Here is a 12725-nt window from a genome sequence, read left to right as displayed (position 1 = left end):
TTGCTAGCTCGCAAGTAAATAGCCTACAGTACGCAGTGTGCGCCCGACCACAGTCCGGCGCACCTCCGGTGAACATCTACCGCGGGTTCATGGCCGGGACACGGGACGAGAACCTCACCTCGATCGCCAGCAGTCCTGACCACCCGCGGTGTATCCGTGCGCCCGAGTTCCCGGCGCGCTGAGAGGGATGACGATGACCCTGACCGAACCCGACCACGGATCGCCCGAGTACTGGGCGGCGCGCGATCCACAGCGGCCCGCTGTGCGCAGTGGTCCGAACACGCTGACCTATGGCGAGTGGAACGACGCCGCCAATCGTGTCGCGGAGGGGTTGGCGCGGCACGGGCTGGCCTCCGGTGACCGCATCGGCATGCGATTCCGGCTCGGCATCGAGTGGTTCGTCATCCAGCGCGCCTTGCAAAAGCTGGGCGTGACCCAGGTGGCGGTGAACTGGCGGCTGACCCCGGACGAAGCCGTGTACATCCTGCGCGACAGCGGCGCGAAGGGCCTGGCCTGCGACGACACCGATGTTCGCGACTGGCACCGCACCGGCGTCGGCATAGTGGTGACCGTGGGCCAGGACGAGAACGCACCCGGCATCCGCTACGAGGACCTGGTGCGGACCACCGGCGCCGCCGAACGATTCGGCGCGGCGCGACCGTCCATGGTGCTTTACACCTCCGGCACGACCGGGCGTCCGCGTGGGGTGCCTCCGCTCGACCTCACCGCGGTGGCCGACCTCGACCGGCTCCAGCGCTATGTGAACTCGCTCAGGGACATTCCGCCGCTCCCGGAGCGGGTGGTCTCCCTGTTGACCCTGCCCATCCACCACGGCGCGGGACCCGATGCCGTGACCAGAGCGTGCCTGCACGGCGGCACGGTGATCACGTTGGACCCCTTCGACGCCACCGAGGCGGCCCGCCTGGTGGACCGGTACCGGATCCAGGCGTGGGCAACGGTACCCACCATGCTGCTGCGCCTGCAGAATCTGCCCGCCGAGGACCTCGCGCGCTACGACCTGTCCTCGATCGAGCAGATCGGCGTCGGCGCGGCACCGGTCCCGCAGACACTGAAGACCTGGGTCGTGGACACCTTCGGTCCGCAGGTCCTGTGGGAGCACTACGGTGCCAGCGAAGCGGGCATGATCAGCTACACCGCGCCCGAATTCCAGCTGATGAAGCCGGGCACCAGCGGATGTCCCTACGAGGGGGTCGAGATCGCCATCGTCGGCGAGGACTGGCGGCCGCTGCCCGCCGGGGAGACCGGCGAGATCGCCGTCAGCACACCGATCGTGTTGCGTCACTACCTCGGCGAGCGAGAACTCGGCGACGATGTCATCCGGGACGGCTTCTACCGCACCGGCGACGTCGGCTACCTCGACGACGACGGGTTCCTGTTCATCACCGATCGCATCAAGGACATGATCGTCGCCGGTGGTGTCAATATCTATCCCGCCGAGATAGAGAAGGCGCTCATCGAGCACCCCGGGGTCATCGACGCGGCGGTGGTGGGAATTCCCGACGCGGATTTCGGGGAGAAGCCGCTCGCGTACGTCATCGGCACACCGGAGCAACCGCCGACCGAGGCCGACCTCCTGAACCACCTCGACGGCCGCCTGGCCGGATACAAGCGCCCACGCCAGTTCGTCTTCGTCGACGAACTGCCCCGTAACCCGATCGGCAAGGTACTCAAGAACGAACTGCGCCGGACACACTGGGAAGGACGTGACCGCGCCGTCTGACGGACCGGATCGGATCTGTGCCTTCGGAGCCAGGGGTGGGAGGGAGGTCGTCGATGGGGCTGTTCCGGACAGCCTCGCCTCTCTCGGCCCGATCGCAGTCATCCGGTGTCTAGGTTGGGATCGCCACTTGCCGGGTGGCGATCGAATCGTCATGTTGCCGCGAGGAGTTAGCCAGTGACCGTCACCACCGCCGATGTCGCCCGCACGGTCGATGTCTTGTCCCGGCCCATCACGCTCAACGGACTGACCGTGCCGAACCGGATCGTGATGGCGCCGATGACGCGGATGTTCTCGCCTGGTGGCATTCCGGGGGAGAAGGTGCGGTCCTACTACGCGCGCCGCGCGGCGGCCGGGGTGGGTCTGATCGTGACCGAGGGGACCTACGTCGGGCACGATTCGGCCGGGTCGAGCGACCGGGTGCCGCGCTTTCACGGCGCGGAGCAGCTGGCGGGCTGGGCGCAGGTCGCCGCGGACGTGCACGCGGCCGGCGGCACGATCGTGCCGCAGCTGTGGCACATCGGCATGGTGCGCAATCAGGGTGAGCCGCCCTTTCCCGACGCGCCGGCCATGGGTCCGTCCGGTATCGGTGTGGACGGCACCGCGGGGGTGGGCAAGGCGATGTCGCGGACCGATCTCGATGAGGTGATCGCCGCCTTCGCCCGCGCGGCCGCGGACGCGGAGCGGATCGGCTTCGACGGTGTCGAATTGCACGGCGCGCACGGCTATCTGCTCGACCAGTTCCTCTGGGCGGGCAGCAACCGCCGCGACGACGCGTACGGCGGCGACCCCGTGGCCCGGACCCGGTTCTCGGCCGAGATCGTGGCGGCGGTGCGCGCGGCGGTGTCACCGGAGTTCCCGGTGATCTTCCGGTACTCGCAGTGGAAGCAGCAGGACTACGGCGCGCGCCTGGCCGAGACCCCGGGAGAACTCGAGGCGATTCTGGCCCCGCTCGCCGCCGCCGGTGTCGACGTCTTCCACGCCTCCACCCGCCGCTACTGGCTGCCGGAGTTCGGCGATTCGGACCTGAACCTGGCGGGCTGGACGAAGAAGCTGACCGGCCTGCCCACGATCACTGTCGGTTCGGTCGGTCTGGACGGTGACTTTCTGCGGGCGTTCGCCGGCGAAGGTGCCGAGCTCGGCAGCATCGACAATCTCCTCGATCGCATGGAACGCGACGAGTTCGACATGGTCGCCATCGGCCGTGCCCTGCTTCAGGACCCGGAATGGGCGGCGAAGGTTCTCGCGGGCCGCACCGATGAACTGAAGCCCTACGACGCGGCCGCGCTGAAAACACTGAGCTGAGCTTCCGCTCCGTACGCCCGCCGATCCGGTGGACGTGTTGATCGCTGCCTGCCACGGTCGTCAGGCAGCGATCGTCGTGTCCGCAAGGGGTTTCGATGCGATGTCAAATATCCCGCATCGCCGCGGTGATTCGTTCGGCGGCGTCGGCGAAATCCGTCGCCATCTCGTACACCACGTCCGCCGCGGGGCGGACCCGGTTCATGAGGCCGACACCCTGGCCGACCCAATAGGTGGCCAGGTCCTGGGCGCCTGGGTCACCCTTCTCGGCCAGCCGGTCGACGTGCCGGAGCGTGGCCTCGCTCAGCAGGCCCTGCAGCGGCATGGGCAGGGTGTCGGGTGCGGCGGGCGTGTCCCAGGCGTCGGTCCAGGCCGAGCGGAGCTGGCGGGAGTACTTGCCGGTGCGCGCCTTCGATCGCACGGTGTCCCGTGACGTCGCGGCCAGCATCTTCTGGACCGTGTACGGCGCGGTCTCGGCCTCTTCCGTTGTCAGCCAGACCGATCCGGTCCACGCACCTTGGGCGCCGAGCGCGACGGCGGCGGCCATCTGCCTGCCGGTGACGATTCCGCCCGCGGCGAGGACCGGGACGGGACGGATCGGCGCGATGGCTTCGATCACCTCGGGTACCAGGACCATCGTGGTCACCTCACCACAGTGCCCGCCCGCCTCCGTGCCCTGTGCGACGAGGATGTCCACCCCGGCCAGGACCTGCTTGACAGCGTGCTCCTTGGCGCCGATGAGCGCGGCGACCGGGATCCCCGTCTCCTTGGCGGCGTCGATCATGTATTGCGGTGGCACACCGAGCGCGTTGGCGATGAGTTTGATGGGGTGCCGCAGTGCCACGGCGAGGAATTGCTGACCGAGGCCGTCCGCAGCCAAGGGCCTGCGCGTGCGGCCCGGTGCGCTCGTCACACCGTGTTCGGCGAGCAGCTGAGTGACGAAGTCCCTGTGCCGCACCGGAATCCGGTCGCGCAGCTCCTCGTCCGAGAGCTGCTGGCCTTGCCCTTCATAGGTGGCGGGCGCCAGGATGTCCACGCCGTAGGGCTTGCCGTCGATGTGATCATCGATCCAGGCGAGCTCCTGCTCGAGCCCGTCGGGTGTGAAGCCCGCCGCGCCGAGGACGCCGAATCCGCCTGCCTTGCTGACGGCCACGACGACATCACGGCAGTGCGTGAAGGCGAAAAGCGGGATCTGGATGTCGAGTTGTTCGCAGAGGGGAGTGCTCACCGGGTGCTCGATTCGTGAGTGGGAACGGTGGTGTGTTCGGGGTCGGACCGGCTCGGCCGGAGACAGGCGGTCATGGTGGATCGGACTGGGCGAACGTTCTGATGGGGACCCAGGGATCCGGTTCGGCGACGGCCCCCTGCTCGATCAGCTCGTCGATCTCGAGGTCGGTGAGGCCGAGGACGCGCGAGCAGACGGCGCGGGTGTGTTGTCCCTGTGCCGGAGCGGGGATCACCTCGGCGTCGGCGATGGACTCGGAGCCGAACTGCCGCCGCTCGGCGACGATCGGCTGCCGCACAGTGGGCTGGTGCAGGGCGGTGAAGAGCCTGCGCTGCCGGAAGGCCGGATCGTCGGCGAAATCGGAGATCCGCCGCATCGGGCCGACACAGACACCGGCTTCCCGCAGGACCCGGAAGACCTCGTCGGTGGTCCGCGTCCGCGTCCACGCGCTGATCACGGCATCGAGTTCGGCGCGCCTCGCCCGGCGATCCTCGGCGCCGGGAAGGTCCGGGAGCGGAACGACCGACCGCAGCTTGGCGTAGTCGGCCGCGTCACCGGTGGTGATCACACACCACTCGTCCGGTCCCGCACAGCGATACACGCCGCTGGGCACATCGGCCCCGATCCGGTTGCCGTGCGGACGCACCGATCCGGGCCGTACTCCTTCGGCGGCGACGTCGACGGCGAGCGCGGTGAGGATGATCTCGGACTGGGCGCAGGTGATGTCGGCGCCGCGGCCGGTCCGGCGCCTGCCGATGAGCGCGGCCAGCGCCGCCGTCGCCACGATCCGGCCCGCGACGTGATCGGGATAGACCGTGAGCCCGTCGGCGGCCTCGCCCGGAGTGTCCGGGTACTGCCACAGCGAACTCAGCCCGGACAGGGCACGAACCAGCGGACCGTAGCCCATCCACGAGCTCCACGGTCCGTTGTCGCCGACGGCGTTCGATCGTGCCGAGACCAGGCCGGGGTTGATCCGCGAGACCTGGTCCACACCGAACCCGAGCTTGTCCAGGGTCCCCGGTTTGAAATTGCTCAGCAGCAGATCGGCCGTGCCCAGCAGGTCGGTGAACAGTCGCGAACCGGCGTCACAGCGCAGATCGATGTCGACGCTCTGCTTGTTGCGATTCCCCCAGGCGAAGGCAGGCACGATCTCCCCGGTGAACGGTGCTCGGCTGCCGTCGGGATGACTGTGGTTCTCGATCTTGATGACCTCGGCGCCGTAATCGGCGAACATGCGCCCCGTTTCGGCACCGGCGATGATGATGCCCATGTCGACGACCCGCAGCCCGGCCAGCGGCCGGGAACGCGGTGCGCGGGGGCGACTTCCGGCCGGAGCGGGCACTGTCGGCGGGACCGTGCCGAAGACGGCCTCGGTGTGTTCGCCGGGCTTGGGCGCGGGACTGCGGATTCCGGCGCGGCGACCGTCGATATCGACATAGCCGGTCGGAACCGGAACGCGCAGACCGGGGGAGACCTCGAGCTCGGTGTAGGTATCGCGTTCGCGGAAGTGCTCGGCGTTCGGCACGTCGCCGAGCGCGAGGACCGGCGCGACCGGAATTCCTCTGCGTTGTGCTTCCTCCGCGAGGTCCAGAGCCGTCCGATCGGCGAACAGCCGCGCGATGAGCGGGGCCAGCCGGGCGTGCGCGGCCTGCCGCTCGACGGTCCGCTCGTAGCGGCGATCGGCGAAGGCGGCCGGTTCGCCGAGCCAGCGCCACAGCGCCTGCCACTGCGCGGGCGAGAGGATCGTCAGGCGTACCTGCCCGTCCGCGCAGTCGAAGACCGGGTAGTACGAGCCGGCATCCGGTCTGCCCGTGGGGAATTCGTACCAGGGCCGTCCGTACCCGGCGGTCGGCCCCGCGCCGAAGGCCGGGTCGAAGACCTGCGTCGCCGTGTCGAGGAGCGAGATGTCGAGATGGTCACCCGTCCCGGTTTCCAGACGCTGCCAGTGCGCGACCAGAATCGACCAGGACACCTGCGCGGCGATCGCGTTGTCCAGGATGTGCGCGGGTGGCAGGAGCGGAGGTTTGCCGACAATGCCCGAGCGGCACAGGATCCCGGCCATGGCGGCCCGGGTCCACTCGTCGCCGCGGTAGGCGTGATACGGCCCGGTGAGACCGAAGTCGGTGACCGAGACCACCACGAGCCGGGGCAGCCGCGACCGGATCTCGGTGAGCTCGAGAGCGTCGAGCGCGGCCTTGCTCTCCCCGGTCACCCACACATCCGCGGTGGCGAGCAGCCGCAGGAGATCGTCGCGGCCTGCCGCCGTCGCGGTGTCGAGCGTGACACTCCGTTTGTTCGCGTCGTAGATGGCACCGGCGAAGTCGGGTTCGTCCGGCGGGGCGGGGTCGTCGTCGTGGCGGGTCACCAGGATGACCTCGGCGCCCAGATCGGCGAGGTACCGGGTGCTCATTCTGACTCGGGTTCCGAGCGTATCGACGATACGCATCGACCGGAGGGGAAGTTCACTCATCCGGTGTGGTCCTTCGCTGTTCGTCGGGGGTGAAGACCGGCACGGCTTCGGGTGCCGGCGCGGCGGGGTCGGTGACGGCCGGGCGGTCGAACCGGACCCGCAGCGGCAGCCCGGCGGCCAGACGCTCCGGTGCGCAGCCGACGACGCGGGCGCGCAGCCACGGTCCTTCGCGCAGTTCGACGATGCCTGCCACGGTCTCGGTATCGGCGGCCCGGCGGATCGCCCAGCACACGAGGGTCGCGCGGCCGTCGGCCCGCTGCCAGACCAGGTCGGTCGATGCGCAGGTGGGGCACACGGTCACCGGGGGTGCTGCGAGGTGACGGCAACCTTCGCAGCGCCGCAGGAGCAGTTCTCCTCGTGCGGTGCCGTCGAAGAACAACGCTGACGCGCGGTCACGGGAAATGGGGGTCGTCATGCCGGTCTCCTGGCGAACGTTGTCATCGACGTGGGTCGGTCGGGCTCAGGACGAGCGTCGAATGATGGTCCAGCACACCGCCGTTGCCGCTGACGACGATCAGTTCGTTGCGCACAGCCTGCCGTTCGCCGCCCGCGCCGCGCGCCTGGATGACGGCTTCCGACAGCGGGGTCATGCCCCACATGTAATAGGACGACAGCTGCCCGCCTCCGGTATTGATCGCCAGCGGGCCGCCGGGTTCGAGGACACCGCTGGTGACGAAGGCGCCGCCCTCGCCCTTCGCGCAGAACCCGTAGTCCTCGAGCGTGAGCAGGACGGTGAAGGTGTAGCAGTCGTAGATCTCGGCGATGTCGACGTCCGCCACGGTCACGCCCGCCATCTTCAGCGCGGCGGGCCCGGACTGTGCGGCCCCGCTCACGAGCCCGAAGGTGCTGTCGCGTGATTCGGGATATCCGGGATGGCTCTGGGCGAATCCCCGGATGTGCACGGCGGGTTGTGCCAGGTCGGCCGCACGATCGGCGGCGGTGACGATCACGGCGACCGCGCCATTGCTGACCAGGCAGCAGTCGAGCAGGTGCAGGGGTTCGGCGATCCAGCGTGACGCTTGATGATCGGCCAGGGTGATCGGGGTCCGCTTCTGCGCCAGCGGATTCAGGACCGCCCGATCCCGTTGGGCCACCGCGATGGCGCCCAGCTGCTCGGAGGTGGTGCCGTACCGCTGCATGTGCCGCTGGGTCGCCGCGGCATAGGAGGTGGTCACGTCGCGGAAACCGGCGGCGACGGTGAGGCCGTCGAAGCCGACCGGTGCGCGTCGTCCCGCGTAGGCGCTCGCGCTGCCCGCACCGGGAAGCAGGGGGGCATCGGCGAAAACGCAGGCCACCGTCGTCGCCAGCCCGTTGTCGATGGCCATCGCGGCGTAACCGACCATCGACGCCGCCGAGGATCCGTAGGCCTGGAATACCGACAGCAGGGTCAGATCCCGCAAGCCCAACCGGCGTGCCAGCCGCGGGTCCACACCCCCGGACAGGCCCGGGTTGATGAGCAGCCCGTCGAGATCGGCGAGATCCAGTCCCGCGTCCCGGGTCGCGCGCAGCACCGCGTCCGCCGCGAAGTCTTCGCTGGTCCGGTCGTAGATCTTGCCCATCTCGGTCAGTCCGAGCCCGGCGATCGCGGCCGGGCGCCGCAGGCCGGCGCTCATCGGGCTGATATCTGCCGTCACGGTGGCTCCCTGCCGTCACATTAGTTACAGACCGAAAGGGTCTGAAAGTGGGTTGCAGCATGGCATGGTGTGCGATGGTGGCGCAAGCCCCAGCCGACCTCGCGATCGCAACATACTTGCTAAGCAACCAGTTAAATACTAGCATTCCCGACGTGCGGCAGGTCACATGCCGCAGGGAGTGAGAATCGATGGCTACCTGTGATGACTGACCCGAAACCGACGCGACTGGAGTACGCGCACACCCCGGCGGGCGCGCGAACAGCGATCCTCACCATCGCGAATCCGCCCCTGAATCTGTTCGATGCCCGGCTCATGCGGACCATGGCGGCCGACCTGGCCGACCTGTCGGGCCAGGCACCTCGCGCACTGCTCCTCCGCGCGGAAGGCCGCGTCGTCTCGGGTGGCGTGGACGTGCACATCTTCGACGGCCTGGGCGTCGAGGAAGGCGCCGCGCTCTGGAAAGACCTCTTCGCCGGCATCATCCACCCGCTGGAGCAGATGCCGTGTCCGGTGATCTTCGCCGCGCACGGACTCACCCTCACCGCGGCGTTCGAGATCGCCCTGGCGTGCGACATCATCCTGGCCGCTCCGCGGGCGGAGTTCGGTCTGGTGGAAACCGTTGTTGGCCTGACTCCGTCCATGGGGGGACCACAGCGGCTGGCCGAACGCGCCGGATCCGGCCGGGCACGGGAACTCGTCATGACCGCCGGTCTCTACGACGCGACCACCATGGCGGACTGGGGAGTGGTCAACGCTGTTCACGCCGATGTCGAGGCCGCGGCCCGCTCGTTGCTGGATCGACTGGCCGACGGACCGACGCGCGCACACGCGGCGACCAAACAGCTGATCGGCGCGTGGCGTCATGGTGGTGTGGCCGAGGCGGATTCGATCACCCCGGCCGTCTCCGGCCGACTGTTCGATACCGCGGACATGAAGAACGGCGTCCAGAGCTTTCTCACCGCCGGTCCCGGCAAGGCCACCTACCGCGGAGACTAGTCGGCAGTCCTACAACGCTCCGGCACGTGCCAGGACTTCGAATGTCGCGTCGGCGGTGCGCCACACGAGGTCGATCTCGGTGCGGATGGCTGGCTCCAGTGCCGGATTCTGCAGCGCGAGGCCGTTACTGAAGATGACGGCATTGGCGCCGAGATCGGCCGTGATGAGGAGTTGCCTGCTGGCCACGCCCGCGCCGAATGCCCGATCGAGACCCTCGCCGAGGAAGTAGAACCGCCACAGCGGCCCGAGATCGGCGTCGTAGACCGCTTCGGTGCGGTCGACGATGACATCGCCGCTCGATGCGATGGCGGCGACGATGTCGAAATAGTCCTCGGCGTCCTCCGGCCCGGCGCCGACCGCGGCGACCGAGTCCGCGAGATCGACGACCAGGTGAGCGTTGTAACCGGCCATGGCGACCCGTGCGCGGGAGGCGCCGCAGTCGGCGGCCAGGGCGAAATAGTGGGCCCAGTGCGGGTCCGGGGTGCCGCCGGAGAATTCCGCGTGCACGTTGTCGAGGAAGCGGCGCAGCAGGTCGTAGCTGATGGCGTGGGCGAACTCCGGATCCCGGAACCGGTTGGGGTCCCGCTGCATCGGCATCACGGCACTGTGCTCGACCGCGTCGAGCCCGAGGGCGAATACTCCACGCATGTCAAGGTGCCGGACGAGGATGTCGGTGATGCGGTGGTGGCGGACGACCGCGTCCTCGAGCCGGGCGAGGCTGTCCCCGCGCAGTTCTCGTCCGGGTTCCGAGAGGTCGGTGATCTCGGTGATCTCGCTCGAGGTCAAGGACGTTCCGCACGCGGCAGCGGGAGCCTCGGCCGTGGCGGCGCCCGCGGCCACGGCGGGACTCACCAGGAGGAGAAGGGTCAGGACAGCGGTGGTGACAGACGCCGGAAACACGCTGACTCCTTCGTGAAATAGGGCTCAGAACATGCTGATTCGATCACACTTCCGCGTAGGAACGCAGCACGGCGGTGTGACGCCGAAGGCGGTGGACGAGTATCGCCGCCGCGAAAGCCAGGGTCGCCGTCATGGCGAGCACGAGGAGCGATATCCAGAACATCCGGTCGTAGCGGCCGCTGTCACAGCGAACCACCGCGTGACGCGCATAGGTCATCGGAGCGACGCTCTCGAACGGGCGGAACACCCGTGGGGTGCCGGAATAGCAGGCGCCGCCGAAGGCGAAGAGCTGGAACATGAAGAACCCGAAGGACGTGATACTTCCCGCGACGCTGCCGAACGCGATCACGAACAGTTGGGAGACGATTCCGGTGACCGCGCCGAGGAAGGCCAGCACGCTCACCATGGCAAGCCAGTTCTCGGGCGACCACCCGGCATGCCAGCCGTAAACGCCTGCCGAGACCGCGGCGACGATGCCCGCGGCGATGCCTGCCCACGTCCGTCGCAGGAGGAGGGCGGCGGTGTTTCGAAGACCGTTGCCGGAAGGCGCCGAGCCGGTCGGATCGATGAGCATCCAGACGACCACGGTGGCCAGGAAGGCCGCGATGATCACCAGCAGCGGCCCACTTCCCGTGGTCGAATCCGCGTAGGCGACCGAGACAGTGGTGCGGTGGAGATGTTCCGTCCGATCCGGGAGACTCCCCAGGTCTGTGGCGGTGAGCGAGCCGTACGGCGGTAACAGCGTTTGCGCGGGAAATGACATGGCGTCCTCCGGGGCAGGTGTCGGTTCTATAGCCCCCGCGGACGGCCGCTGGGTCGAGCGAGCGCATCCGGCCGTTCCCCGTGAAATTACTGGTTCGTAAACCGTTGATTGCCGTAGCGGCACAGAATGGCCGGATCAGCCCCTTCGATGTCCGTGTTGCCCCCGCCGACGCAGTGGCCGCGTCTAGATGATGGGGGATACCGGACGTCGGCCTGACCCGGTCGGCTCGGTCGCGGAGGGTCGCTAGTGTGCGGCGGCTCGGACGCCGGGGCGCGTGGGGAAGAAACCCGCCACGGCGAGCAGTACCGCCGCGAAAACCAGCGGTACCGCGAACCCCATTCGCAGGGTCGTTCCCGCTGCCACGGCCCCCACCACGATGCCGCCGATCAGCGTGCCCGCGTAGTTGAAGATATTGAGGCGGGCGACAGCCGTGTCGAGATTCCGGCCTGCGGTGCGATGCCCGACTTCGCTGAAGCACAGTGGTGCGATGATCGGCAAGCCGATGCCCGTGATCAGAAAGCCGGTGATGGCCACCGCCGGGTTGGGCGCGGCGACCACGATGGCCAGGCCCGCGGCCCCGATCACCGCCGCTCCGCGCGCCGCTGTTCGCGGGCCGACGCGACGCACCAGGGAGTCACCGGCGAGCCTGCTGAGCAGGGCGGCGACCTGGTACGCCGCCAGCGCCAGGGCGGCGACGGCAGGGGAGGACAGCAGTTCGTCGGTGAGATACAGCGCCGACCAATTCCCCACGGCGAGATCGATGCCGAACGCGAGAGCCAGGGCAATGCCGAGCGCGAGCAGCGCCTTGCCCGGAATCGGCGCGACCTCGGAGTCCTCGGCCGGGCACGGCGTGCTGTCCGGGGTGCCCACGAAGCCGGGTCCGATGACCAGCGTCATCGCGGCGACCGTGGCCGCGGCGGCCGCGATCGTCCAGGCAAGCGGTACCGTGCCGGCTTCGCACACGGAGACGAACAGGGCACCGGCGATCGCTCCCGCGCTCCACGCGGCATAGAACGAGGACAGGATGAAGCGGTTGTAGCCGTGCTGGACCACCACGGCCTGCATGTTCGCTCCCGCGTCGACCATGCCGACAGCGACGCCGTAGACCACCAGCATCGCGATGAGCCAGGTGGCATCAGGCGCGAACGCGATCCCCATGCCCGTCACCGCGATCAGCGCCAACCCGCAACGCAAGGCAGGCGCGCTGGACCAGCGCACCGCCAGCCGTTCGGCGATCACGCTTCCGCCACCGGCTACGAGGGAAATCGCCGCCACAACCAGGACCAGGGTCGTGTCGGTGAGTCCGAACTGTGTTTTCTGGTGGGGCAGTTCGGTGAGGATGACCGCCAGGAAGAACCCTTGCAGGGCAAAGGCGGTGGAACTGGCGTAGCGTCCCCGTCGCCATGGCGTGACTCGGGCCTCGATGGGGTTTTTCGCTGGATCGTTGGTCAGCATTCGGAAATCAGCCTGTCGGGGGAGAAATGGGTGATCGGCACTGGCCATGAAAGAAGCTTCTGGATTCGGAAATCGGTCGCTTCCGTGTCGATCTCGTTAAATCCCATTCGAGAGCGTGTGGACGCGTAGCGCGTCGTCGGGCAATGTCCGAATACGCCCCATTCATGTCCGGAAAAGACCTTTCGGACACCGCCGCTTCCTGCGCGCGGCCGACGCGGGGCTGCTCGGCACGATGCTGGGGG

10 protein-coding genes are annotated in these 12725 nt (G+C 68.6%); 3 read left to right on the top strand and 7 right to left on the bottom strand.

Annotated elements, in window-relative coordinates:
- The first annotated feature begins 193 nt into the window (after window positions 1-193).
- A complete protein-coding gene (locus tag WA675_RS23985) occupies window positions 194-1741 on the top strand; it encodes a class I adenylate-forming enzyme family protein (RefSeq protein WP_336087354.1) in 1548 nt (515 codons plus the stop codon).
- A gap of 174 nt (window positions 1742-1915) precedes the next feature.
- On the top strand, window positions 1916-3043 hold the full coding sequence (locus WA675_RS23980; protein ID WP_336087352.1) for an NADH:flavin oxidoreductase: 1128 nt from the start codon (window positions 1916-1918) through the stop codon (window positions 3041-3043).
- Window positions 3044-3146: 103 nt separating this feature from the next.
- Here WA675_RS23980 and WA675_RS23975 read toward each other — a convergent pair whose 3' ends face one another.
- The 4 genes from WA675_RS23975 to WA675_RS23960 all read right to left on the bottom strand — a co-directional run bounded on the left by WA675_RS23975 (window position 3147) and on the right by WA675_RS23960 (window position 8348).
- A complete protein-coding gene (locus WA675_RS23975) occupies window positions 3147-4268 on the bottom strand; it encodes an NAD(P)H-dependent flavin oxidoreductase (protein ID WP_336087350.1) in 1122 nt (373 codons plus the stop codon).
- 70 nt (window positions 4269-4338) lie between these two features.
- Window positions 4339-6675 (bottom strand): CaiB/BaiF CoA-transferase family protein, encoded by a 2337-nt coding sequence (locus WA675_RS23970; protein ID WP_336087348.1) that lies wholly within the window; start codon window positions 6673-6675, stop codon window positions 4339-4341.
- Window positions 6676-6727: 52 nt separating this feature from the next.
- Window positions 6728-7150 carry a Zn-ribbon domain-containing OB-fold protein gene (locus tag WA675_RS23965; RefSeq protein ID WP_336087346.1) on the bottom strand — a complete coding sequence of 141 codons (423 nt, stop codon included), beginning with the start codon at window positions 7148-7150 and terminating at the stop codon, window positions 6728-6730.
- 22 nt (window positions 7151-7172) lie between these two features.
- Window positions 7173-8348, bottom strand: coding sequence for a thiolase family protein (locus WA675_RS23960; protein ID WP_336087505.1), 1176 nt, complete (start codon window positions 8346-8348; stop codon window positions 7173-7175).
- 222 nt (window positions 8349-8570) lie between these two features.
- Between WA675_RS23960 and WA675_RS23955 the strand changes: the two genes are divergently transcribed.
- Window positions 8571-9365, top strand: a complete 795-nt coding sequence (locus WA675_RS23955) for an enoyl-CoA hydratase/isomerase family protein (protein WP_336087344.1) — start codon at window positions 8571-8573, stop codon at window positions 9363-9365.
- A 9-nt stretch (window positions 9366-9374) separates the two neighbouring features.
- On the opposite strand, the gene WA675_RS23950 is transcribed toward WA675_RS23955, so the two are convergent.
- The 3 genes from WA675_RS23950 to WA675_RS23940 form a co-directional block, all read right to left on the bottom strand.
- A complete protein-coding gene (locus WA675_RS23950; RefSeq protein ID WP_336087343.1) occupies window positions 9375-10265 on the bottom strand; it encodes a DUF5995 family protein in 891 nt (296 codons plus the stop codon).
- 43 nt (window positions 10266-10308) lie between these two features.
- Entirely contained in the window at window positions 10309-11028 is a 720-nt protein-coding gene (locus tag WA675_RS23945; RefSeq protein ID WP_336087341.1) for a hypothetical protein, read from the bottom strand.
- 243 nt (window positions 11029-11271) lie between these two features.
- Window positions 11272-12483, bottom strand: a complete 1212-nt coding sequence (locus WA675_RS23940; RefSeq protein ID WP_336087339.1) for an MFS transporter — start codon at window positions 12481-12483, stop codon at window positions 11272-11274.
- Window positions 12484-12725 lie beyond the last annotated feature (242 nt).

Source organism: Nocardia sp. SSK8, from assembly GCF_037034205.1.
GTDB lineage: Bacteria > Actinomycetota > Actinomycetes > Mycobacteriales > Mycobacteriaceae > Nocardia.
This window is presented reverse-complemented; position numbering and strand designations above follow the sequence as displayed.

Coding starts and splice junctions, on each gene's coding strand:
- WA675_RS23945 (WP_336087341.1), bottom strand. CDS start 11,028: ATGTCATTTCCCGCGCAAACGCTGTTACCGCCGTACGGCTCGCTCACC.
- WA675_RS23955 (WP_336087344.1), top strand. CDS start 8,571: ATGACTGACCCGAAACCGACGCGACTGGAGTACGCGCACACCCCGGCG.
- WA675_RS23965 (WP_336087346.1), bottom strand. CDS start 7,150: ATGACGACCCCCATTTCCCGTGACCGCGCGTCAGCGTTGTTCTTCGAC.
- WA675_RS23940 (WP_336087339.1), bottom strand. CDS start 12,483: ATGCTGACCAACGATCCAGCGAAAAACCCCATCGAGGCCCGAGTCACG.
- WA675_RS23970 (WP_336087348.1), bottom strand. CDS start 6,675: ATGAGCACCCGGTACCTCGCCGATCTGGGCGCCGAGGTCATCCTGGTG.
- WA675_RS23985 (WP_336087354.1), top strand. CDS start 194: ATGACCCTGACCGAACCCGACCACGGATCGCCCGAGTACTGGGCGGCG.
- WA675_RS23960 (WP_336087505.1), bottom strand. CDS start 8,348: ATGAGCGCCGGCCTGCGGCGCCCGGCCGCGATCGCCGGGCTCGGACTG.